The organism is Pandoraea aquatica (assembly GCF_902459565.1).
Lineage (GTDB): Bacteria > Pseudomonadota > Gammaproteobacteria > Burkholderiales > Burkholderiaceae > Pandoraea > Pandoraea aquatica.
Genome location: NZ_CABPSN010000003.1, coordinates 387,265 through 409,243, shown reverse-complemented (window position 1 = coordinate 409,243; position 21,979 = coordinate 387,265). Strand labels below are relative to the sequence as shown.

Annotated in this window: 19 protein-coding genes and 3 tRNA genes; 10 read left to right on the top strand and 12 right to left on the bottom strand. The window is 61.1% G+C overall.

The window, feature by feature from the left end:
* Positions 1–3: 3 nt before the first annotated feature.
* Complete coding sequence (locus tag PAQ31011_RS12645; RefSeq protein ID WP_150576150.1) at positions 4–1,179, bottom strand: ABC transporter substrate-binding protein; 1,176 nt, start codon at positions 1,177–1,179, stop codon at positions 4–6.
* A 307-nt stretch (positions 1,180–1,486) separates the two neighbouring features.
* Here PAQ31011_RS12645 and PAQ31011_RS12640 point away from each other — a divergent pair, with 307 nt between their 5' ends.
* The 3 genes from PAQ31011_RS12640 to PAQ31011_RS12630 all read left to right on the top strand — a co-directional run bounded on the left by PAQ31011_RS12640 (position 1,487) and on the right by PAQ31011_RS12630 (position 5,070).
* Positions 1,487–2,761 (top strand): glucarate dehydratase family protein, encoded by a 1,275-nt coding sequence (locus tag PAQ31011_RS12640; RefSeq protein ID WP_150576149.1) that lies wholly within the window; start codon positions 1,487–1,489, stop codon positions 2,759–2,761.
* 134 nt (positions 2,762–2,895) lie between these two features.
* Positions 2,896–4,068 carry a porin gene (locus PAQ31011_RS12635; protein WP_281350003.1) on the top strand — a complete coding sequence of 391 codons (1,173 nt, stop codon included), beginning with the start codon at positions 2,896–2,898 and terminating at the stop codon, positions 4,066–4,068.
* A 255-nt stretch (positions 4,069–4,323) separates the two neighbouring features.
* Positions 4,324–5,070: a FadR/GntR family transcriptional regulator gene (locus PAQ31011_RS12630; RefSeq protein WP_039404139.1), complete on the top strand. Its 747-nt coding sequence runs from the start codon at positions 4,324–4,326 to the stop codon at positions 5,068–5,070.
* Positions 5,071–5,101: 31 nt separating this feature from the next.
* Here PAQ31011_RS12630 and PAQ31011_RS12625 read toward each other — a convergent pair whose 3' ends face one another.
* Complete coding sequence (locus PAQ31011_RS12625; protein WP_150576148.1) at positions 5,102–5,776, bottom strand: pyridoxamine 5'-phosphate oxidase family protein; 675 nt, start codon at positions 5,774–5,776, stop codon at positions 5,102–5,104.
* A gap of 92 nt (positions 5,777–5,868) precedes the next feature.
* Here PAQ31011_RS12625 and PAQ31011_RS12620 point away from each other — a divergent pair, with 92 nt between their 5' ends.
* On the top strand, positions 5,869–6,714 hold the full coding sequence (locus PAQ31011_RS12620; RefSeq protein WP_343031671.1) for an AraC family transcriptional regulator: 846 nt from the start codon (positions 5,869–5,871) through the stop codon (positions 6,712–6,714).
* Positions 6,715–6,844: 130 nt separating this feature from the next.
* Positions 6,845–7,801 (top strand): alpha/beta hydrolase family protein, encoded by a 957-nt coding sequence (locus tag PAQ31011_RS12615; RefSeq protein WP_246179529.1) that lies wholly within the window; start codon positions 6,845–6,847, stop codon positions 7,799–7,801.
* A gap of 3 nt (positions 7,802–7,804) precedes the next feature.
* On the opposite strand, the gene PAQ31011_RS12610 is transcribed toward PAQ31011_RS12615, so the two are convergent.
* Entirely contained in the window at positions 7,805–8,773 is a 969-nt protein-coding gene (locus PAQ31011_RS12610) for a GlxA family transcriptional regulator (RefSeq protein WP_150576147.1), read from the bottom strand.
* A gap of 100 nt (positions 8,774–8,873) precedes the next feature.
* Between PAQ31011_RS12610 and PAQ31011_RS12605 the strand changes: the two genes are divergently transcribed.
* Both PAQ31011_RS12605 and PAQ31011_RS12600 read left to right on the top strand, forming a co-directional pair.
* Entirely contained in the window at positions 8,874–9,299 is a 426-nt protein-coding gene (locus PAQ31011_RS12605) for an MAPEG family protein (RefSeq protein ID WP_150576146.1), read from the top strand.
* Between the two features lie 33 nt (positions 9,300–9,332).
* A complete protein-coding gene (locus PAQ31011_RS12600; protein ID WP_150576145.1) occupies positions 9,333–10,022 on the top strand; it encodes a GNAT family N-acetyltransferase in 690 nt (229 codons plus the stop codon).
* A gap of 63 nt (positions 10,023–10,085) precedes the next feature.
* Here the strand turns inward: PAQ31011_RS12600 and PAQ31011_RS12595 are convergent, their stop codons facing one another.
* Positions 10,086–10,658, bottom strand: a complete 573-nt coding sequence (locus PAQ31011_RS12595; RefSeq protein WP_150576144.1) for an HD domain-containing protein — start codon at positions 10,656–10,658, stop codon at positions 10,086–10,088.
* A 131-nt stretch (positions 10,659–10,789) separates the two neighbouring features.
* Positions 10,790–11,665 carry a LysR substrate-binding domain-containing protein gene (locus tag PAQ31011_RS12590; RefSeq protein ID WP_150576143.1) on the bottom strand — a complete coding sequence of 292 codons (876 nt, stop codon included), beginning with the start codon at positions 11,663–11,665 and terminating at the stop codon, positions 10,790–10,792.
* A gap of 166 nt (positions 11,666–11,831) precedes the next feature.
* On the opposite strand from PAQ31011_RS12590, the gene PAQ31011_RS12585 reads away from it, so the two are divergent.
* The gene (locus PAQ31011_RS12585) at positions 11,832–12,350 is read left to right on the top strand and encodes a lipocalin-like domain-containing protein (RefSeq protein ID WP_150576142.1); all 519 of its coding nucleotides are present in this window, start codon (positions 11,832–11,834) and stop codon (positions 12,348–12,350) included.
* A gap of 20 nt (positions 12,351–12,370) precedes the next feature.
* On the opposite strand, the gene PAQ31011_RS12580 is transcribed toward PAQ31011_RS12585, so the two are convergent.
* The 3 genes from PAQ31011_RS12580 to PAQ31011_RS12570 form a co-directional block, all read right to left on the bottom strand.
* Positions 12,371–16,795 carry a type I polyketide synthase gene (locus PAQ31011_RS12580; RefSeq protein WP_150576141.1) on the bottom strand — a complete coding sequence of 1,475 codons (4,425 nt, stop codon included), beginning with the start codon at positions 16,793–16,795 and terminating at the stop codon, positions 12,371–12,373.
* A 300-nt stretch (positions 16,796–17,095) separates the two neighbouring features.
* Complete coding sequence (locus PAQ31011_RS12575; protein ID WP_150576140.1) at positions 17,096–17,749, bottom strand: glutathione S-transferase family protein; 654 nt, start codon at positions 17,747–17,749, stop codon at positions 17,096–17,098.
* Between the two features lie 111 nt (positions 17,750–17,860).
* Positions 17,861–18,238 carry a hypothetical protein gene (locus PAQ31011_RS12570; RefSeq protein ID WP_150576446.1) on the bottom strand — a complete coding sequence of 126 codons (378 nt, stop codon included), beginning with the start codon at positions 18,236–18,238 and terminating at the stop codon, positions 17,861–17,863.
* A gap of 252 nt (positions 18,239–18,490) precedes the next feature.
* Between PAQ31011_RS12570 and PAQ31011_RS12565 the strand changes: the two genes are divergently transcribed.
* A complete protein-coding gene (locus PAQ31011_RS12565) occupies positions 18,491–19,276 on the top strand; it encodes a helix-turn-helix domain-containing protein (protein WP_150576139.1) in 786 nt (261 codons plus the stop codon).
* Between the two features lie 54 nt (positions 19,277–19,330).
* Here the strand turns inward: PAQ31011_RS12565 and PAQ31011_RS12560 are convergent.
* The 4 genes from PAQ31011_RS12560 to pgsA all read right to left on the bottom strand — a co-directional run bounded on the left by PAQ31011_RS12560 (position 19,331) and on the right by pgsA (position 20,502).
* Positions 19,331–19,404, bottom strand: a tRNA-Cys gene (locus tag PAQ31011_RS12560).
* Between the two features lie 116 nt (positions 19,405–19,520).
* A tRNA-Gly gene (locus PAQ31011_RS12555) sits at positions 19,521–19,596 on the bottom strand.
* Between the two features lie 48 nt (positions 19,597–19,644).
* Positions 19,645–19,720, bottom strand: a tRNA-Gly gene (locus tag PAQ31011_RS12550).
* 188 nt (positions 19,721–19,908) lie between these two features.
* A complete protein-coding gene (gene pgsA, locus PAQ31011_RS12545; protein ID WP_046289661.1) occupies positions 19,909–20,502 on the bottom strand; it encodes a CDP-diacylglycerol--glycerol-3-phosphate 3-phosphatidyltransferase in 594 nt (197 codons plus the stop codon).
* Between the two features lie 172 nt (positions 20,503–20,674).
* Between pgsA and kch the strand changes: the two genes are divergently transcribed.
* The gene (kch, locus tag PAQ31011_RS12540; RefSeq protein WP_246179528.1) at positions 20,675–21,925 is read left to right on the top strand and encodes a voltage-gated potassium channel protein; all 1,251 of its coding nucleotides are present in this window, start codon (positions 20,675–20,677) and stop codon (positions 21,923–21,925) included.
* The last annotated feature ends 54 nt before the right edge of the window (positions 21,926–21,979 follow it).

The following is a 21,979-nucleotide window of genomic DNA, read 5'->3' as shown; positions in this document are numbered from 1 at the left end:
CCCTTATTTCGACTTCAGCGAACCGATTTCGGCATCCCATTTCTGGAATGCAGCCACCATCGCCGTCGCATCGAGCGGCACGGCGTGCGGGAAATCGGCGATGAGCTTCGCGTATTCCGGACGGCCGTACTTCGCGATCGTTTCCTGGCTCTTCGCAGGTGCGGCGGACAGCGGCACGTCCTTTACCGCCGGGCCCGGATAGAAGTAGCCGTCGTCATACGTGAGCGCCTGCTGAGCAGGTTCGAGCATGAAGTTGATCAGCTTGAGGATCACCTCCATCTTCTCTTTCGCCACACCCTTGGGCACGACCATGTAGTGCGCGTCGTTGACCCACGTGAACTTGTCGAACGATTGAATCTTGAACGTCGCCGGCACGATGCCCAGCGCACGCGGATTGATGTCCCAGCCGGTGACGGTGAGCGTCATGTCGCGGCTGCCTTCACCCAGCTCCTTCATCACCGCCGACGTGCCGCCCGGGTAGTACGGAATGCACGCGTCGAGTTCCTTCAGGAACGCCCACGTCTTGTCCCATCCCTTGACCGGGTCGTGCGGATCTTTGTCGCCGAGCAGATACGGCAGGCCCATCAGGAACGTGCGGCCCGGGCCCGAGTTGGCCGGACGTGCGTAAATCAACTTGCCCGGATTTGCCTTGCACCAGGACAGCAGTTCGGCGGGCGTCTTCGGCGGATTCGTCACCTTGGCCGGGTTGTATTCAACGAGCGGACCCGCAGGCATGAACGTGACGGCCAGGCCGTAGCCCTTCGACAACTCCTGCATCGCGCGCACGTTCGGCGCGTACTTGTCGAGCACGCCCGGCAGCTTCGCGCTGTAGTCGGGCAGCAGGCGTTGCCAGAGGTTTTGCTGGATGCCGGCGGCGAGCGCGTCGGTCCCCGTCAGCACGATATCGATGTCCGAGCGACCCGCGGCCTGCATGGCCTTGATTTTGCCCGGCAGTTGCGGCGCGGGCGCATTGGTGAAGGTGATCTTGGAGACGAGATCCGGGTACTTGTCGCGGAAAGCCTCGAAGCCCTTCTGCGTGAGCGCGAGATTACCGGCCACGTCGACGATGTTCAGTGCAACCGGTGCAGCGGTTGCCGTGCTTGCGAAGCTTCCCAGTACTGCGGCACATGCCACCGCACCGAGCGTGCGTTGCCAGAATCCCCTGCGGCTGAAGCTCATGCTGTCTCCTTTGGTTAAATTTCTCGTAAGTCATCATATGACTGAGATATCCAATTTGCAATTGGGAGACATGCCTAATCACCCCAGAGGTTTCCCTTATAAATCGAGAAATCCTTGTTTTAACAGGCTTTAAACCTCGATTTCATCAGGATGCCGAGCATTTCGTCAGGGATTTCACCGATAGAGACACGGCCAGTGCGTCACCTAAATTACGGCCAGTCATACGATGACGTAAAAGTTACACAAACCGCGAGATAGACGTCGCCACCGCCGCCCCGTTCCCGGTGGAGACCAAGGAAAAGTTGCCGTGAAAATTCAGCGCATCACGATCACCCCGATTGCCTTTCGCGACCCGCCGCTACTCAATGCTGCGGGCATTCACGAACCGTATGCCCTGCGCTCGATCATCGAAATCGAGACGGATAACGGGCACGTCGGACTGGGCGAAACCTATGGCGATGCGCCGGTACTCGCGCTACTCGAAAACGCACGTCCGCTGTTGATCGGCATGGACCCGTTCGACACGAACGGATTGCGCGAGCGGGTCGCCTCGGTCGTGCGTCAGGGTGTTCGCGGCGAGCGCGTGGAATACGAACTCGCGCCGGGCACCGACCCGCGCAAGGACGCCGAGAAGCTCTACTCCGCGTTCGAAGTCCCGTTTCTCGATTTGCAGGCGCGGCATCTGGGGATTCCGCTCGTCGAACTGCTCGGCGGCGCGGTGCGTCAGGAAGTGCAGTACAGCGCGTATCTGTTCTTCAAGTACGCGCAGCACATCGATTCGCCGTACGCGCCGGATAGCTGGGGCGAGACGTTGAACGCCGAGCAGCTCGTCGCTCAAGCGCGCTTCATGATCGACACGTACGGCTTCGGCAGCATCAAGCTCAAGGCCGGGGTGCTGGAACCGGCCGAAGAAGTGAAGTGCCTGAAGGCCCTCAAGCGCGCGTTCCCCGACAAGCCGCTGCGCATCGATCCGAACGGCAACTGGTCGCTGCCCACGGCGATTGCCATGGGGCGCGAGCTGGCCGACGATCTCGAATACTACGAAGACCCCACGCCCACGCTCGAAGGCATGGCGGAGCTGCATCGTGCGACGGGCATGCCGCTCGCCACGAACATGGTCGTCACCGATCTGCGGCAGTTCCGCGAGAACGTGCGCCTGAACGGCGCGCAGATCATCCTCTCCGATCACCACTACTGGGGCGGACTGCGCGACACGCAGCTGCTCGCGCGCATGTGCGAGACGTTCGACATCGGCTTGTCGATGCACTCGAACTCGCACCTCGGCATCAGCCTGATGGCGATGACGCATCTGGCCGCGAGCGTGCCGCGTCTGTCCTACGCCTGCGACACGCACTACCCCTGGCAGGAAGCCGATGAGGAAGTGGTGCGCGGCGGCAAGATCGCGATTCGCAACGGCGCGGTCGCCGTCACGAAGGTGCCCGGACTCGGACTCGAAATCGATCAGGACCAACTGGCGAAGCTCCACGAGCAGTACCTGCGCTGCGGCCTGCGCACGCGCAACGACGCAGTGCAGATGCGCAAGTACCGCCCCGACTGGAGCGGCAAGGCACCGCGTTTTTGAGCGCACTTTTGCGTGTTCATCCACGCCAGCGCCCTCCCGACAGAACACCACGGCAGCACCACCAAAGCAGCACCCGCTTCACACAAAAACGAAGTACGCGAAGTCCAAGAAAACACATCACAAGAGGAGAAGTCGTGAGACATTCGAAACTGTTTGCCGGGCTCGTATTGGCCGGTCTCGCCGCCGGTGCAATGCCGGCGTTCGCACAGTCGAACGTGACGCTGTACGGGATCGTCGACGATGCACTGACCTACAGCAGCAATCAGAACGGCAAGTCGAACACCTATCTGCGCAACGGCAACCTCGCGGGTAGCCGCTGGGGCCTGCGCGGTACGGAAGATCTGGGCGGGGGCACCAGCGCACTCTTCCAGTTGGAAAACGGCTTTGACGTGAACAACGGCGCGTTCAGCTCGTCGGGCGTGATGTTCAACCGTCAGGCATTCGTCGGTGTGAAGAACGCGCAGGCCGGCACGGTCACGATCGGTCGTCAGTACTCGCCGTACTACCTGATGGTCGGCACGATCGGCCCCGTCGCGTATGTGACGGGCGCGACCGGCGCGCACCCGGGCGATATCGACGGCCTCGACACGACCATCCGCATCAACAACTCGGTGACGTACACGTCGCCGGTGCTGTGGGGCGTGACGGCCAGCGTTCAGTACGGCTTCGGCGGTCAAGCCGGTTCGATGGGCAAGGGCAACACGTTCTCCGGTGCGTTGCGCTACGACGGCGGGCCGTTGTCGTTGGCGGCGGGCTACCTGCGCCTGAACAACATCGGCGGCGGCACGACGTGGAACGGTTCGTCCACCGGGGTGCCGGGCACGTCCGCGGTCAATCAGGGCTATGTCACCGCCGACTCGCTGCAACACATTGCGGTGGCCGGTATCTACACGCTCGGCAGCGTGACGCTGGGCGCGAGCTACAGCAACGTGCAGTACAAGCCGGGCGCGGCGTCGCTTTTCCACGACAGCGCGATCTTCAACACGGCGGGCGTGCATGCGTCGTGGATCGTCGCACCGCAGTGGCGTCTGGCGGCGGCGTACAGCTACACGGCTGCTTCGAAGGCGAACGGCATTACCGATGCCGCGACCTACCATCAGGTGTCGCTCGCCCAGGTGTACTCGCTCTCGAAGCGCACGTCGCTGTACGCGCTCGAAGCGTGGCAACACGCCAACGGCAAGTCGATCTCGGCGAACGGCGTGAGCATCATCAACGCCGGTCCGGTGGTGGGCGACTCGCAGAACAGCACGCCGTCGGCGACGAGTTCGCAGTTCGTCGGCATGCTCGGGATTCGCGTCGATTTCTGATGCACGTCCCTAAGGTGTAACGCCGTCCGGGCTGACGCTGTGCGCGTGCCGGACCGGACGACAGCAAGTGTTTGAGAGTGGTCGCGAGAAGTCGCACAAAGCAGTCTTTTCGGCCGCCAGTGCTCGGTAGCGTCTGGGTTGTGGCGTTGGCGGTCGATTCTTATCGGTTGTCGTATGTATGCGACGGTCGATAAGGTAAACTGGGGGCGTTTTTGCTTTTTATCGTCACCCACAATTCCAACCGACGCCATGTCCATGACCAGCCCGTTGCCCGCACGTCCTCGCCGCAAGTCTCGCAGCCTCACGGAGGAGGTGGTGAGTGCCTTGTCCGAGCAGATTCGCGCCGGTACGTTCCGTCCGGGCGACAAGCTGCCGACCGAGTCGGCCATCATGGAAAGTCTGGGCGTGAGCCGTACGGTGGTGCGCGAAGCGATTTCGCGGCTGCAAGCGGCGCAACTGGTGGAGACGCGTCACGGTATCGGCACCTTCGTGCTCGAAGCCCCGCGTGAGAACGCGTTGCAAGTCGACACGAACAGCATTCTGACGATGCTCGACGTGATGGCGATTCTGGAGCTGCGCATCTCGCTCGAAACGGAAGCGGCCGGTCTGGCGGCGAACCGTCGCACGGACGCGCAACTCAAGGCGATGCGTCAGGCGCTGGACGACTTCGAGATGCACGTGCGTCAGCGCACCGGCAATGCCGTGACGGCCGACGTCGCCTTCCACCTGCAAGTGGCGAGCGCGACCGGCAACCGCTATTTCCACGACATCCTCGAACAACTCGGCAACACGATCATTCCGCGCACGCGCGTGAACTCGGCAGCGCTCGCCGACGACGATCAGGTGTCGTATCTCAATCGCGTGAACCGCGAGCACGAAGACATCTACAACGCGATTTCGCGACGCGATCCGGAAGCCGCACGCGCCGCCATGCGCACGCACCTCACGAACAGCCGCGAGCGTCTGCGTCGCGCGCAAGAATCGGCCGGCACACAGAACTAAGCGTCGCCGCACACAGCCAGTTCATCCGTCATCAGTACAGGTCGCCGCGCACCGCGCGGTAGTACCCCGCATCGATCTCGCTGGCGCGGGCAGGGTCCATCCCTGTGAGCGCCGCCTTCATATCCCCCATCGACGGTACGGCCTTGCGGTCGAGTTGCGACTCGGCACGCCAGAGCTTCGCGCGATTGATCGCCTTGCCGCAGTGAAACAGCACCTCGTCGATACTCACGACGATGGCCGTCTTCGGCGTGCGCTCACCTTCCTTCAGTTGCGCGAGCAACACCGGATCGACGGCAATGCGCGCATGACCGTTGATGCGCATGAAGACCTCCAGCCCCGGGAACAGGAACAACATGCCGATGCGGTCGTCTTCGGTCAGATTGCGCAGCGATGCAATGCGGTTATTGCCCGGCCAGTCTGCGAACACAACCGTCTTCTCGTCGAGCACTTTGACGAAGCCCGGTGCGCCGCCGCGCGGTGAGGCGTCGAGGCCTTGCGCATTGCCCGTGGCCACGCAGAAGAACGTCGCGACATCGAGATAGGCCGTATGGAACGGCAACAGGCGCGACATCACGCCTTTGACGATCCCCTCGGATGGCGGGTCGTACAGCGCATCGAGATCAACGTGAGCGGGATCGGTCGACGTCGAGGACGCCAGAGACTGCGCAGCATCAGAGGAACCGGCGGGATAGATTGGCAGCGACATGGCGATGCTCCTTCGAAAACATGCGACGAGCTTATCGCGATGCCCAATGGCGCTGATAGACTATCCAAGCCATTCAATAGCGAAATAACGCCATGGAATTACCCGACCATCTGAAGCCGAAAATGGCGCGCGTGCAGATCATGGACGCGCAAGACCCGCCGCTGATTGCGCTCGTCGGCCGGGAAAGCGTGCCGCGTGTCTCGCAGACGCACCAACACGCGTCCGGACAGTTGCTCGGATTATTCAGCGGCCTGATCTCCGTTCGCACCAATCTCGGCACATGGGTCGTGCCGACGTCGCGTGCCGTCTGGGTGCCCCCGCACTGCCCGCATGCGGCCTTCTCACATGGGCCGTTCAATGGCTGGGCGGTGTATGTGCGTCCGGATCAATGCGCCGGGTTGCCGGATCAGCCACGTGCCATCGAGGTGTCCGGACTGCTGCGCGAGGCCGTGGCGCGTGCTGCACAGTGGCCGCTGGGTGAGCCGGATCGGGCGCAATTGAGCATCATGCAAGTGATACTCGACGAGATCGCCGTCAGCCCCGCCGACGCCTTCCGTCTGCCCATGCCGAGCCACCCTCGCCTGCGGCGCATCGCCACTGCCCTCATCGACGATCCGGCCAACGACCGCTCGCTCGACGCGTGGGCCGACTGGGCCAGCACATCGACGCGCACAGTGAGCCGACGCTTCGTCGAAGAGACCGGGCTGACGTTCACGGTGTGGCGTCAGCGAGCCCGTCTGTTGCGCGGGTTGGAACTGCTCGCAGCTGGACAACCGGTCGGGGCCGTCGCGCTGGACCTCGGGTACGACAACGCCAGTGCCTTCATCGCGTTGTTCAGACGCACCTTCAACACCACCCCCGGGCGCTACTTTGCGACGGATTCGACAGAGATCGTCGATGTGGCGCATGCCGACGACGACGTCGAAACCACCGACTGACGTTGCCCATACAGGCAAACATCCTCAGCCGTTCGAATGAGTGTCGCTGTCACACACCGCGAAGTACGATAGCGTCGGTTTGCACGTCCACCTGGCTCTCATCCGCCCCCCCCACACGGTCGTCTCTCATATGACACGCTTCGCTGCATTCGCGCTCAAGCGCACCGGTTCGCTTTGCGCCACGGCGCTGGCCGCACTCTTCGTCTCGATGCCGACGTCGTTCGCGGCGACGGATGACACCTCAGCACCGCCTGCAAACGCCGCCCCGTCGCAAACGGACCCCAAGCCTGAAATCGTCGGCATCGTCGTGCCCGGGGCGAGCACTTTCGGTGGCGACATCTCCATGCACACGGAAGTCTACAAACCGGCGGGCAACGGCCCGTTCCCCGTGCTGATCTTCGAACACGGACGCGCCGGCGATCCACTCGTTCGCGCCAAACTCGATGCGCCGATTCTCAAAGGTCACGTGCGTTTCTGGCTGGCGCGCGGGTTCGCCATCGTTGCGCCGATCCGCGTCGGCTACGGTCTGACGGGCGGGCCGGATCGGGAGAACTCCGGTTCGTCGTTCAAGAACGGGCAATGTGTGCGACGTCCCGACTTCGAGAAGCTCGCGAAGGTCACGGCCGAAGCGAACCTTGCAGCGTTGAAGTGGGTGCAGGCGCAGCCGTGGGCGGATAAGAATCGCGTGGTGCTCGAAGGCCGTTCGGTCGGTGGCTTCACGACCGTCTCGACAGCGGCCACGAATCCGCCGGGCGTCGTCGGTTACATCAACTTCTCCGGCGGCGCAGGCGGGTCGCCCGAGTTGTCGCCGCAACACAGCTGCGATCCCGAGCAGATGAAGACGGTCTACGGTGAATTCGGCAAGACGACGAAGATCCCGGGGCTCTGGCTGTATGCGCACAACGACCAGTACTGGGGACCGGACGCGCCGAAACAATGGTTCGACGCCTTCGCGGCGTCGGGCAGTCCGGCGAAGTTCGTCCACACGGAAGACATCGCGGGCCACGACGGTCACATGCTGCTCACCTACGGCGGCAAGATGTGGTCGGGTCCGGTGAACGAATTCCTCAAACAGATCGGGTTCTGAGCGTCAGTCGCTGCGAAGCTCCTTCACGGTGCGACCGAGTTTGCGTCTGAGCAGATTGCGCAGCGTGGAGGCATCCGCATAGCCGACCTGCGTCGCGACGGTGTCGAGATCGCAGCCGTTCGACACCAGTTGTCTCGCACGCTGGATGCGCAGGTCCTGAAAGAACGCCAGCGGCGACTTGCCGAGCACCTGCTCCGTGCGACGTTGCAACGTCCGCACATGCACATTTAACGCCTGCGCAGCGCTCTCCAGCGAGAAGCCCTGCGACATGTGCTCGCGCGCCCATCGCTCGAAGCGTTCGACAAGCGGATCGGCATGCGCGAGAAAGTCCGGGATGATGTACTGCGCCTGCGACGAGCGGTTGTCGATCAGCAGGAACCGCGCGACGTGCGACGCCAGCTCGGGACTGGCCTGCCGCACAAACCACAGCGCGAGGTCGAGATGCCCCATCGCTGCACCGGCCGTCACCAGCCCGTTCGACTCCACGACCATTCGCGAATCGCTCAGCTTCACCGTCGGGTATCGCTCACGAAATAGCGGTGCAAGCGACCATGTGGTCGTCGCCTCCTCGCCATCGAGCAAACCGCTGTCGGCCACCACGAACGTGCCGATACAGGCCGCCGCGATGCCGACGCCCTGCTCACGCCAGGTGCGCAGATACGACTTGGCGTCTTGGACGTCGCGTCGCGCCAGCGCGGGCACGAGGATGTCCGGCAGCTTGGCGTTCAGTGCGGGGACGACCACCCAGTCGGGCAACTGGGTCGAATGCTCGACGTCACGCGCCGGTTCGACGGCCATCGTCATCCCCAATGCCGTTTGGATGCGTGACTTCGTGCCGACAACGCTCACGTCGAACGGCAGAACATCGGCCCCGCGCAGCATCGCGAGTTCGTTGGCGGTGCACAGCGTGTCGAGGATCGCCGTGAGGCCGGTATCGAATGCGCCGTCCAGTGCAAAAACGCAAATCTTCATGTCGTAAATGACTCGAATATTGTCATTTGCGACTATATTCCTGTCGTCTCCGGATGTCTAGAATCGCCTCATATTCAACGACTTCCGAGACCGGGACATCATGAAGCTCACCCCAGAACTGTATTACCTGACCCTTGTGGCATTGCTGACGGCCGCCATGTGGATTCCGTACATCCTGGCTGGGATCGTGCTGCGCGGACCGATGCGCGCGATGGCCAACCCGGTGCCGGAAGTCGCCGGGCAGACGTCCGGGGCCGCGACGCCAGCGTGGATGCAACGTGCCAAGCGCGCGCATGCCAACGCGGTGGAAAACCTCGCCGTCTTTGCGCCGCTGGTGTTGATCGCCGCACTGAACGGAATTTCGACGCCCGCCACGGTTTTCGCGGCGAAGCTGTATCTGATCGCACGCATCGTGCATTACGTCGTTTATGTCGCCGGTATTCCGGTCGTGCGCACACTGGCATTTCTTGTGGGTTTCGGTGCGACGGTCTCAATCGCGACGGCGATTCTCGGACACACGGTTTAAATCGACATCAATGCATCAGCAAGGGAAACGATCATGGAACACTCGAATCATTGCCGTCTCGACAATCCAACGTGGCATGCACTGGTGACGAAGCAATCCGCACTCGCGCACGGAACTGAATTGGCACGTCGATACGAAGCCGACGTGGCGCCGTTTGCTGGCGTAGCAAATACGACGCAGGCGGCATTTCATGCGCTGGCTACCCTCATCCCGCAAGGTGGCTTTGTGTTTCTACCGTCGCTGGAAGCATTGCCGCCGATTGACGGCATTCATCACGATCACGTGTTTTCGGTGATTCAAATGGTGGATGCGGGTACTGTCGGCGCGCTTAACGAAGAAGGGGTTGTACAACTCGGCGTGAGCGATGTGCCGGAGATGATCGCGCTGACGGAGCGCACGCGTCCCGGGCCGTTCGGCAAGCGCACGATCGAGATGGGTCACTACATCGGGATTCGTGCCGACGGCGAGTTAATCGCGATGGCGGGCGAGCGCATGCGTCTGGACGGTTACGTGGAAATCAGCGCGGTGTGTGTGGACGAGCGTCACCGCGGCAAATGGCTCGCGGGACGCCTGATGAACATCCATCGTCAACAAATCAAAGCGCGCGGCGATACCCCATTCCTTCACGTGAAGGATGACAACGAAACCGCTATCGCGCTTTACAAGCGCATGGGGTTCGAAACGCGTCAGACGTTTGTGATGAATCGGGTGGCGCTGGCTTGAGCGTTGAGAATCAGGCGGGCGATTCGCTGATTCGTCAGCTTAATCGTCTGCTGGTACATCTGCTTATTCGGTCTTTGTGATGCGGTCCCGCGTCGCATCGTCGATTCGCTCACGCACATCGCGAAGCGGCGATACAGCATCGGTGTACTTGCGTCCGTAATCGAGATTGAACGCGTAATCGAAGTCGGAAGGATTATCACCCTGCGTGTGTTGCAGCATGGTTTCAAGCTTATCCAACGCTTTGACGGCGCGTGCTTCGGGGGTTTTCGCTGCGGCGTATTCGTCCCAGAGCGCGACGATCTTCTCACGCAGTGGCGCATCGAGCGACGCGCAGACTTCCATCAAGTCGTTACGCTCGACGGCGTCCTTATCGATATCGCTATTTTGCTCCGTCGCAGGAACATCCCCATGAAGCGCTTCGCCGAGATCATGGACGAGACAAAGCTCCATGATTTTCAAACGGTCGACGTCGCCCAATTGATCCATGAAAACCGTCGCCATCAGCCCGAGACGCCAGCTGTGTTCGGCCGTGCTCTCGCGACGTCCTGACGACGTATGCGCGCTTCGCAAGACGTCCTTTAAACGCTCGCAGGTTCGCAGGAAATCCAGTCGTCCATCGATCATTGCTGTGTCCATTTCTTACCTCTGACGGCTCTTTTGGGGTAATTGTGCATTCTACGATTCGACGATGGGAGCGACCACGCAGAAATTGTGGTGCGGTGAGGCGCACACGCGTTGCGGCATTGCCCTCCCCCTTTCCCTTTCTATTAAGCGGCGAGATTCGCGCCCGCACACTCCGTCACTACGCGTTTGAGCTGCGCCAACGCGGGTGGCGTGTCGCGATGACCTGCATGCAGGCAGAGGGCGACCGACGGCAGCGGCGGCAGTCCCTCTTTTGCGCCGAGCCGTTTTAACGACGGCGGCAGACCGGCCGCCGTTCTCAACGTGATGCCGAGCCCTGCGGCCACACCCGACCAAAGGCTTTGAAGACTCGCCGTCGTGTAAGCCAGCCGCCACGAAATGCCTGCGGCGTCGAGCGCCTCGATGCCCGCGCGACGGAAGAAGCACGGTGGGTTGTACAGCGCGAGATCCAACGCAAGACCCGGTGTCAGCGTCAGGTCGACGCCGACAGGTCCTATCCATGTCATCGGCAACAAGGCGAGCGGCTCGGCATCGGACCGCCGTTCGTTGCCCATCACCAGCACGAGGTCGAGTTCCCCCCGGTCCAGTCGTTCGAGCAACACGCCGTTGCGCTCGACGGCCACTTCGACACGCACCCCCGGATGCGTCTTCTTGAACTGCCCCAGCGCCGCCGGCAACCACGTCTCAGCGAAGTCGCCCGGCAGACCGAAGCGCACCACGCCCTCGACCGACGCACCCCGAACCGCGCGAACGGCTTCGTCGTTGAGATCGAGGATGCGGTGCGCATAGGAGAGGATCAGTTCGCCCGAGTCGGTCAGCGCCAGGCCCCGCCCTTGTCGTCGAAACAGCGGCTCACCGACCTGCGCTTCGAGCTTGCGCATTTGTTGGCTGACGGCCGACTGAGAGCGTCCAATGCGTTCTGCTGCACGATTCAGACTGCCCAGTTGCTGGGCCACAAGGAATGTCCGCAGGGCATCCATGTCGAGATTCGGGATCGTCATTGTTCAGTTTCTCTGAAGCATTGATCCCGAATTATCGCATTTACTGCATCATTCATCTGGCTATCATCGATGACAGTGCCGGGTCGATCCGCATGTCTCGCGCGACTTGCGCGTGTCCTCCCCGTCCATCCCCCTTAACGCCTTCCGGTCACGGAGACATCCCCTTATGAACGGTCAGACGATGCTTAAACGCGGCATGCTCGGCGCGGTCTTCTCGGTGTGCACCATATTGACGACGGGCTCACACGCAGCGACGCCAACGGTTGCGCCGTCGCTCACGGGCACATGGACATTGGTCGCCGCAGACGTCCAGCATCCGGACGGCTCGCGGGATCGAGATTATGGCGCGGCACCCAAGGGCCTGCTGGTCATCGACGCGAAGGGAAACTACTCACTGCAAATCTTCAAGGCGGAACGGCCCAAATTCGCGTCGGGCGACAAGAGTGCGGGGACGCCCGCCGAGTACAAGGCAGCGGTCATGGGCTCCAGTACTCACACGGGCACGATCAGCATCGACCCGGCCGACGGCACGCTGACGTTCCACATCCAAAACGCCTCTTTCCCCAATTGGGAAGGGGAACAGCAGAAGCGCAATTACGAACTCAAGGGTGGCGAGCTGAGCTACCGAGTGACGCCGCGTCCGAACGGCGATGTGCCGATTTCTGTCTGGCAGCGTGTGGACTGACGGGAGAAATCGGCAAACGATCAAACGAGGGGGTTAGCATCCGTCTTCGGCAAACTGGAATCGTTTCGAAACGAGCTGCATGCTGCCTTAAGCGCGTCAAACAACACACGCGGCAATGGCTGTGAGCAGATCGCGATTCCGGCAGGCGTACGACATGTCCAAACGTAGCGAGCAGAACCAACCGCCAACTTGATTCGCTCGTCGTCGTCGCCAAGACGATAGTGCTCGAAGCGCAGTTCGAGCCCGTCGTCGTGCAACGCCTGAAGCGCCATGACAACTTCGATCCTGTCGAACGGCATGGCCTCACGCAAATGGTTCACGGAAGCCGAACAGCAATGGAACCCCGCTCTGGCGGCAGAAGGATGCGGCATTTCGAGCGAGACTGACCGGAAATACTGCTCGGCGATCTGATCCTGCCAACGGTAGTAGTGAGCGAAGTACACGTTCCCGACCAAATTTCCGCTGGTGAGTGACGTCTCAAAGATCTTCCGGCAGAGTATCGACTCCAACGCGGGGGCCGCGCATGCCACATACGAGGCAGCCGTACGCCATTCAAACGAGGGATATGGCGTGTCGATGGACGGATGTGATTCCAGCCAATCGCGCAAACCGGCAAGACGCGGCGCAAGCCAATCACCATAGAACGCGGGCAGGTTCACCGGCTCTATCACGCCATGGCTCACTATCGTCGTCGATGACGTCGTCATCTTTGCCCGGGCGATCAACGTGCTGTTCCCCGCCGCGTCGATCCGGTGCCACTCGAGATTTTGATCAAGTGTCGAGTCGCCGCGGCCATATCGGCGGGTAAACCAAAATCGGCCCTCTACGAGATCGGTGGTATCCGGTCGTGCAATCGACTCGACGCTGGAATGATTGGTCGCCATGCCGAACACACCGGTATCGAACTTGTCCAGAATCTGCCGCCCGAAATCAACGGCATGCTCCTCTCTAAGCCGTCCCATCCATTCAGCGATCGTTCCCGAACTTAATGTGAGCACAGGTGGCCACGTATCCTTGAACGCCGCACGAAACCGAGTTTTCGTCAGGAAGGTGGGCTGTTGAGATCCTGAATCCCCCGGCCCGGAACTTTGCGCAGATGTTGCACAGGACAAGGCGACTCCAGGCCCCCGACCGGCAGGCTCGCTCTGCATGCCACCACGATTCACGACAAATGCGAACATTTTCTTAGGATGCCGCGTCAACTCGCAGGGCAAAGTGAGGACGCTCACCCCACGCGTCCCGCCCGCGCCTTCGCCGCGGAACATGACGGCATCGCCGGACCGTTGCGTCAGCGTGAGTTGGATAGCCGTCTTGATCGAATCCATATTCAGGTCGTCGAGCGGGCGAGACTCGCGGTCAATAGCCGCCTCGGCAAAACCCGTAATCTGTGCAGACAAGCGCCGAAGGACCGGCCATGCGCAAGCGTCAGCGGCAGACGTCAGCGACTCGGCATCGAATGCGACATCTTTAACTGACGCTTTTTCGGCTTCGCAAGCTGCATCGGAAGTTGCAATCTCGGGCGGCGAAACGATCTGATCACCGGGCAGGCATGACGGCAACGTCGCCTCGGCCAAGCGCTCACAAGGATTCGCGATGAACACGCGACTGCGCGCAGGAATAAACGGTCGGATAACTCGCTCTGCGTGCAACTCGCGCCAAACGATGGGAGAACCCAGGACGTGCAGGTTGGCAAGCGCCCAGTTGATGTCGCGCCAAGTTTCCGATTTGCTCTCCACCGGAAAGCATGGCAAGTCCCGTGTGCCGGGAACGTTACGCGACAAATTCGTGAGAACGTTTCCCGGTCCGACTTCAAGCACGACATCGACATGCCTTGCCAGTGAGTTCAGCGTTTGCACAAAGTCGACGGGACTGACGATCTGGCGAGCGAAATGCTCTTTCAGGTCAACTCGCGGCGATAGTTCCAGACCGTCGATACTCGAAATCAACACGCAGGTCAGCGCGTCACAGTCGCGAGCGATCGGTGCGCACTTGCCTACGGCATCGGCGGCGCGTTCGACAAGCTTCGAGTGAAATGCGTGACTGACAGGCAATCGAACTGCGGCTGTACCGACCGAGACGGCAGCCTTTTCAATGACGTCAATGGCAGCCATCTCCCCCGACACAACCATCTGGCGCTCACTGTTGATATTGGCCAATACGGAATAACCGGACGTTTTTGCCTCGCCGATGAGGCGTTGCGCCTGAAGGCGGGTACATGCGAGGCTGAGCATCGCACCTGCGGCTCCGGTACCTGCCGCCATCTCACGCCCTCGCACAGCGGCCAACTCGACGGCAGTCTGCATGCCGTACGCCCCTGCCGCATGGAACGCGACCAACTCTCCGAGGCTGTGCCCCGCGACGCAGTTGGACCGAATTCCCAATCGTGTCAGCATTTGCAGCCAGATCAGAGACGCCAGCACAATAGACGGTTGCGCCCATTCGGTGCGTTGCAGCGTATTCATGAGCGACTCGCGTTCCGCCTGATGGGGAAACCGGTCCAGCTCCGGGTGCATTGTCTTCAGAATGCTTGGCGCGCCATACCTGGCCGCCCATTGCTCGGCTTGCTCCGCGCTTCGGCGCGCCCAACGATAGCGCTCCATCAGCGCGCTCGCCATGCCCAGTCGTTGGGCACCCTGCCCTGGGAACAACAGGCCGACCCGAGGCGATTCGCTCACGCGTCCGAATGTGAACCCGTGCTCGCGATCCGAGACAGGACTCGCAGAGGAGGCATCGATGAGTGCCGTATCGAGCCGCGCCAGTCTTTCGAACAATTGCTCCGGCGACTCCGAGACGATTGCAGCACGCCATGGGGCTGATAGATCGACATTTCGCGCGCAGTGCGCGGCCAGATCGGAAAGTTCGGCCAGACTGATGCCTTCGACATCTCGCCGAAGGTTCGCCACGCACTGTCTAAGTTCCGTGGAAGACGATGCCGTCAAAGGGAAGACTTCGCTATCTTGCCAACTCGCCATCGCACTGCGATTGTCCAGGTCGCTACGGAGATGCGAGTCCGGCGGGGAAACATAGGATCTAAGCGTAACGTGCACGTTGACGCCGCCAAATCCCATCGCCGAGACACCGGCCCGCAGCACATCGGCTTCGCGAAATGCACGGCCGCGTATCGCTGGGAACAAAGCACGCGCACTGCTGGAAAACGCCTGATGCGGCTCATCGCATCCTGCCGTCGGGGGCAAGACACGTTGATTGACTGCGATCACGCTCTTTATGAATGCACCAATCCCTGCAGCTGCCTTGGTATGACCCACGATGGACTTGAGTGACGTGATGCCACAAACGTGCGCGTCGTCCGACGAAGAAAGGGTCATGCCGAGGGCATTCAATTCAGCCCTATCACCTACGGCAGTGCCGGTACCGTGTCCCTCTACGAAATCAAGCGCTTCCGGTGAAACACGGGCAAAGCGATAGGCGTGCGCCTGCGACAGCTGCTGCCCCCGTGCGCTCGGCGCAGTGATTCCCCCTCGACCATCGGACGACATCCCCCAGCCGTCGAGCACCGCATAGATCTTGTCATGACTCTCAATCGCGTCGCTCAGGCGTTTGAGTCCGACGAAGCCGCTCCCTTCTCCTGGAATAAACCCGTTACCGCGATCGTCATAGACACGCATTTGTGTCGGTGTGAGCGCACCTGCTTTTGCGAATCCGACCAGCTCGAATGGGTCAAGACTGATGTCGACACCCCCTGCGATCACAAAATCGCACTGTCCTGCGCTCAGACAGGTCGCCGCTGCGTGAATTGCCAATAGGGAGGACGAGCAGGCACCGTCTATCGTATAGCAGCCCCCATTGAGGTCTAGATAGTTTGCTATACGCCCGGCAATGGTGTTGGAAAGCCCTCCGGCCAGGGAGTCTTCGTTGGCTTCCGGAAATGAACGCTTGTAAATCTCTTTGAGACGATTTTCGAACGAGAGGGTCGTGTCGGCGTTCCAACCGGCAGACGCCAACGCCTTTCGCACGCAAGACAACACGTACGGCCAACGCAAGCGCAGGTCGTTGGCACGCGTCGTCTCGCCTGTCAGGGTATTACCCACGATCACCCGGGTAGATTCCCGAGGCAATCGCTCGCCGTCCACATAGCCAGCATCCTCAAGCATGCTGATCGCGGTATCGAGCGCCAACCAGTGCGCAATGTCAGTGGACTCGAATGTACTTTTAGGAATGCGGCGCGCCTGCCAATCGAATACATATCCGTCAATTACGGCCGCCTGCCAGGCGTAGGTTTGATCCTCCGCGCTTCGGTCTGAAGAAAAGTAGCCTTGCTTAGAAAGCCGACACGCCGGAATCGGCCTGAACTGCTGTCGCTTGGCAAGAATGTTTTCCCAGAACTCTTTGACCCCTTGCGCGCCGGGATACCGGCATCCGATTCCGACGACGGCGATTTGATCACTCGCTCGCCTCGAATGATTTGACTGAATTCCATGACTCAAAATAAGTACTCCTTATTAATTTACAAGATTTACATTCTCCTGTTGATCGTTTAGTTATGGACGTAGGCTGCCTGCCGAAACAATATTAGGTGACGCTGACGAAGGCAGCGCCGTGCATTTTCCCGAATGAGCCTGGTTCACCCCTTGTCCTCCGCATACCGCTAACGAGCGCCAGATTTGCGATAAAGGAGGCGGGGTAGCCAAGGAGGCGTGCGAAAAAAAAGCCCCGACAAGTCGGGGCTTTTGAGTTTCTGGAAATCGAGGCTGGAATGGGCACAGGCAGCTATGCAATCCGATGGCTCACACGAAGGGCGCAGCAAGCCCTTCCGTCTTCAGCACACGTTGAATCGCGGGTCGTGCGAGCATCCGCTGCAAATACTGGCCGAGCAACGCGCGCTCGCGTGCCGGCTTCGCAAAGCCTCGTGTCCACCGACAGAGCATGAATGCGTACGGATCAAGGATCGAGTATTGGTCACCCAGCAACCAAGGGCCGCCGCTCGACTGAAGTTGTTGCTCCAGCTGTTCCAGCAAAGTGCCAATCTTCGATTCGGCATGCGCCCGTACCTGATCCACACCCGCCACGTTGCCGACGTCCACCCACCGCTCCGGGTAGAAATAAACAATCAATGCCGATTGAAGCGTGTTCGTCAGCCACATGAGCCACTTGTAAAACTCCGCGCGCGCCGGCGTTCCCAGCTTGGGTGCCAACGCACTTTCAGGCGATGTGTCCGCCAGATGCAGGCAGATGGCGGCCGTCTCATACAACACCAGGTCGCCGTCGGCCAACACCGGAATCAATCCGTTGGGATTCAGACGCAGATATTCCGCAGACTTGTGTTCATTGTGATTGCGGTCCACAAGCACCAATTCAAAAGGCCGGCCAATTTCCTCCAGGACCATGTGAGGGGCCATGCTGGCGTTGCTCGGGTAATAAAACAGTTTCTTGTCGGTCATGTCGGTCGTCGATTTCCGATGGCTGGATCAATTCTGACGATAGTAATACCGACTGCCCCCGCCCTTATCGAATAACCTTAAATTCGTGAAGTCGCGGGGGCATCCCCCCCATCAGGCGGATACCTGCCGACGGCGGCGGAGTCCGATGAACGTCAGTTCGGCGAACGACAGCACGGTGACGATCTGGACACCGATAAAGGCCACGCCCAGTCCATTGGGCGCAATCCAGTCCGATGCCAGCAACAAGGCGCAATCGAGTGCCCAGATCACGTTGATAGCGATGACCGCCCACGCTGCGCCAGCAGGTAATACCGTGCGTCGCACCAGCCAGACGAGCGCAGCCCCGTAGACAAGCAGGACAAGGCCCGTGATACGCAGTCCGATGGCGGGCAAGTCCAGCAGCCCTGCCAGTGGCGCTGCGGCGAGTACCTGCAACAGGCCGACGGCACCGCTCACCAGCGCGTCGGCGAGCATCACGCGGGCAAGCATCGAAGCGCGGGACGAAGAATGAAGCGAATGATGCGAGCTGTGGCGCGAAGCCTCAAGCGAAGACTGACGGGATGACATCATGGTGACCTCCATTAGCGTGAGTCCGATCCCGACAACCCGCCCGTGGCAGCGTTGCTCAGGATGACGAGACATCGTGTCTCGCTGGCTATAATCTTCGCGAACGCGCGACGCACCGTCGATTACCTCGGAGGTAATGGCCGCTCACGCGCCAACTGCACCATACTCCGCGTCATGACGACACCTGCTATCGGAACCCTGTTGCGCGACTGGCGTCAGCGTCGACGCATGAGCCAGTTGGATCTCGCGCTGGAAGCCGAGATTTCCACCCGCCATTTGAGCTTTGTGGAGACCGGCCGCGCGCAACCCAGCCGTGACATGCTGCTGCATCTCGCGCAAGCACTCGACATTCCACTGCGCGAGCGCAACGCGCTGCTCGTCGCGGCGGGCTTCGCGCCCCGCTTCGAGGCACGCGCGTTCGACGGTCCCGACATGACCGTCGCTCGCGAGGCCGTCCAACGTGTGCTCGATGGACACGAGCCGTATCCAGCACTGGCCCTCGACCGGCATTGGACGCTGCTCGCGGCAAACCGCGCGGTGATGCCACTGCTCGCCGGCGTCGACCCGTCGTTGCTGAGCGGTGCCGTGAATGTGCTGCGCCTGTCGCTGCACCCCGACGGTCTCGCGCCGCGCATCGCCAATCTGCCGGAATGGCGCGCACATCTGCTGCATCGCCTGCGTCAGCAAATTCACGCGAGCGGCGATGCCACGCTGGGCGAGTTGTACGAGGAATTGAAGGCGTATCCGGTGACGGAGCACGGGCCGGCACCGGCAGTACCGCCGACGGCGAACATCTTCGTGCCGATGCAGTTGCGCACGAACGAGGGACTGCTGTCGTTCTTCAGCACGACCACGGTATTCGGCACGCCCGTCGATGTGACGCTCGCCGAGATGGCGCTCGAAGCGTTCTACCCGGCCGATGAGGCGACCGGGAGGATCATGCGTGCGATGGTGTTGTGATGTCGGCCAGAGCCAGAAAAAGAAAAAGCCCTGACAAGTCAGGGCTTTTGAATTTGGAGGCGGGAGACGGAATCGAACCGACGTAAACGGCTTTGCAGGCCGCTGCATAACCATTTTGCTATCCCGCCGTCGGGATACTCTGCCGCGTTGTAACCACTCGCTGTTGCCATCGAGGGCGCCCGTCGGATCGATCGCCGTGGGCTTTTCGGCAAATAAAAAGGGAAGTCAGGCTTCCCTCTGGATTTGGAGCGGGAGACGAGTCTCGAACTCGCGACCTCAACCTTGGCAAGGTTGCGCTCTACCAACTGAGCTACTCCCGCATGACACCGAACACCAAGGATTAACCACTTAATGTCCAGTGTGAAAACTGGAGCGGGAGACGAGTCTCGAACTCGCGACCTCAACCTTGGCAAGGTTGCGCTCTACCAACTGAGCTACTCCCGCATTGTCATGCGTACTACCAATCCATCGACTTCTAAAAACTTCGCTGCCGGGCTAACGCCGTAGCAGCGAGAAGGAGATTATGTCTAAACGACGATTCAGTGTCAAGCACCTGCACTGAAAATTTGTGAAGTTTTTTCTCCTTCACCGCACAGATCCCGCGCACTTCCCGCATATTCAGAGACTTACGCTCACATCTGTGCGCCGCCACGCTCACGAATCTGCGGCCACGCGCGGCGCAGATAATACAGCATCGACCACAACGTGAGAACTGCCGCCACGTAAATCAGCCACGTGCCCCAGAATCGCGAGTCGAAACGCAACCCGTTCCATGCCACCGTGCCGTTGAACAGCAACAACGGGATCGCCACCATCTGCGCTGCCGTCTTGATCTTGCCCAACTGATGCACCGCCACGCTGCGCGACGCGCCAATCTGCGCCATCCACTCCCGCAGCGCCGAAATCGTGATTTCCCGCCCGATAATGATGAGCGCCACCAGCGCGTTGATCCGGCCCATTTGCAACAGCATCAGCAGCGCCGCCGCCACCATCAGCTTGTCGGCCACGGGATCCAGAAACGCCCCAAATGCCGACGTCTGATTCCAGCGCCGTGCCAGAAACCCGTCAAACCAGTCGGTCAGCGCCGCCAGCACGAACACCGCGCACGCCACCCAGTTCATCTCGACGGACGACAACCACGTCGTCGGCAAATAGTAGACGCCGACCACCAGCGGGATCAGCACGATCCGGAGCCAGGTCAGGAATATGGGGACATTGAAAGGCATGGCAGCATGAGTTCGGCAAACGTCGACACACGGCGCACTCGGCAGCCGTACCAGACCCGCATTGTGCCGTGTCTGCCCCGTAGCGACAAGGCCGCGGCACCGCACACCGGTTGACATGTGCGCTAGTGTGCCCCTATCTTGCTCGCAACATCCCGCCAATAGCGCCGATCTCGTGAAACTGCACTCGCCCCTGACCGCCCTGCGCAGTGCCCTGCACCGACCGCCCTTCCGGTCACTGATCCCCCCGCACGTTCTGATCGCCATACTCGTCGGCATCGACGGTCTGCTGCTCGTCGCCTCCGTCTTGCTGCGCGTGCCCGGGTCACTGCTCATCGACCTCTTCGTGCGCGGCGACCTCTCCGCCCTCGAACATATCGAAGCCACGCACCTGCCCCGGCTGCTGTTCGGGCTGAACGCCATCGAGCGCATCGACTTTTCGCATCTGCCCCGTGCACTTGTCGGCACGGCGCTCGTCGCACTGTCCTGTGGACTCGTGATTCGCGCGCGCACCGCCTGGGCTTTCACACTGGTCATGCTTACGCTGGCCGCCGCCATCAACTTCCATCTCAACATCCGTTTCGACGTCACATTCGTCCTCTCGCTCGTCTGCTTCGGATTGTTGCTCTGGTACTGGCGCGAATTCGACCGGGCCAGCTTCGCCGCCGCCACGCTCTACACGCTGGTGGCCGTGTTCGCGCTGGTGATTTACGCGACGTTCGGCACGATGTATCTGGGCCGCGAATTCAAGCCGAATGTCGGCGATCTCGCCACCGCGTTCTACTTCGCCATCGTCACGATGACGACGGTCGGCTACGGCGATATCGTGCCGGTATCGACCGACGCGCGCCTGTTCACCGCGTCGGTCATCATCTTCGGAATCAGCGTGTTCGCGACGTCGCTCTCCGTCGTCATCGGCCCGCTCGTCGGCGGCAACCTCAAGAAAATTCTCGCGGGGAGATTTACGCACGTGATACGTAAAGACCACTTCATCGTGGCCGGCGCCTCGCCGCTGGCCGTCAACGTCCACCATGAACTCACCAAGCGCGGCTGGCCGGTAACGGTCATCATCGCGAGCGGCGCGGACAATCCTTACCCGGAAGAAGCGGACGTCATGCATGGCGACGCCAGCGACAACACTGTGCTGACCCACGCAGGTATCGAGCACGCCAAAGCCGTTCTCGCATTGCGGGCGGACGATTCCGAAAATGCGTTCATCGTGCTCGCCTCGAAGGAGATCGCGCCGACCGTGCGCACGATCGCCTCAGTGAACGACAGCAAACACCTGAGCAAACTCAAGCGCGTGCAGCCGGATATGATTTTTGCGCCGCCGGTCGTGGGTGGCGAGTTGCTCGCCCGCACGCTCTCCGGGGAAACGGTCGATAACGACACCGTGATGCGGTTGCTGTTTCACGGCGATACGTGAGGACGGGGTGAGCATAGGGTGACGAGGACCGCCGGGGGAAACTGCGGCCCGGCG

Bases quoted from the DNA above. Each gene is read 5' to 3' on its own strand.
- PAQ31011_RS12645 (WP_150576150.1), bottom strand. From the start codon at position 1,179: ATGAGCTTCAGCCGCAGGGGATTCTGGCAACGCACGCTCGGTGCGGTG.
- PAQ31011_RS12630 (WP_039404139.1), top strand. From the start codon at position 4,324: ATGACCAGCCCGTTGCCCGCACGTCCTCGCCGCAAGTCTCGCAGCCTC.
- PAQ31011_RS12625 (WP_150576148.1), bottom strand. From the start codon at position 5,776: ATGTCGCTGCCAATCTATCCCGCCGGTTCCTCTGATGCTGCGCAGTCT.
- PAQ31011_RS12620 (WP_343031671.1), top strand. From the start codon at position 5,869: ATGGAATTACCCGACCATCTGAAGCCGAAAATGGCGCGCGTGCAGATC.
- PAQ31011_RS12615 (WP_246179529.1), top strand. From the start codon at position 6,845: ATGACACGCTTCGCTGCATTCGCGCTCAAGCGCACCGGTTCGCTTTGC.
- PAQ31011_RS12610 (WP_150576147.1), bottom strand. From the start codon at position 8,773: ATGAAGATTTGCGTTTTTGCACTGGACGGCGCATTCGATACCGGCCTC.
- PAQ31011_RS12605 (WP_150576146.1), top strand. From the start codon at position 8,874: ATGAAGCTCACCCCAGAACTGTATTACCTGACCCTTGTGGCATTGCTG.
- PAQ31011_RS12600 (WP_150576145.1), top strand. From the start codon at position 9,333: ATGGAACACTCGAATCATTGCCGTCTCGACAATCCAACGTGGCATGCA.
- PAQ31011_RS12595 (WP_150576144.1), bottom strand. From the start codon at position 10,658: ATGGACACAGCAATGATCGATGGACGACTGGATTTCCTGCGAACCTGC.
- PAQ31011_RS12590 (WP_150576143.1), bottom strand. From the start codon at position 11,665: ATGACGATCCCGAATCTCGACATGGATGCCCTGCGGACATTCCTTGTG.
- PAQ31011_RS12585 (WP_150576142.1), top strand. From the start codon at position 11,832: ATGAACGGTCAGACGATGCTTAAACGCGGCATGCTCGGCGCGGTCTTC.
- PAQ31011_RS12575 (WP_150576140.1), bottom strand. From the start codon at position 17,749: ATGACCGACAAGAAACTGTTTTATTACCCGAGCAACGCCAGCATGGCC.
- PAQ31011_RS12570 (WP_150576446.1), bottom strand. From the start codon at position 18,238: ATGCTTGCCCGCGTGATGCTCGCCGACGCGCTGGTGAGCGGTGCCGTC.
- PAQ31011_RS12565 (WP_150576139.1), top strand. From the start codon at position 18,491: ATGACGACACCTGCTATCGGAACCCTGTTGCGCGACTGGCGTCAGCGT.
- pgsA (WP_046289661.1), bottom strand. From the start codon at position 20,502: ATGCCTTTCAATGTCCCCATATTCCTGACCTGGCTCCGGATCGTGCTG.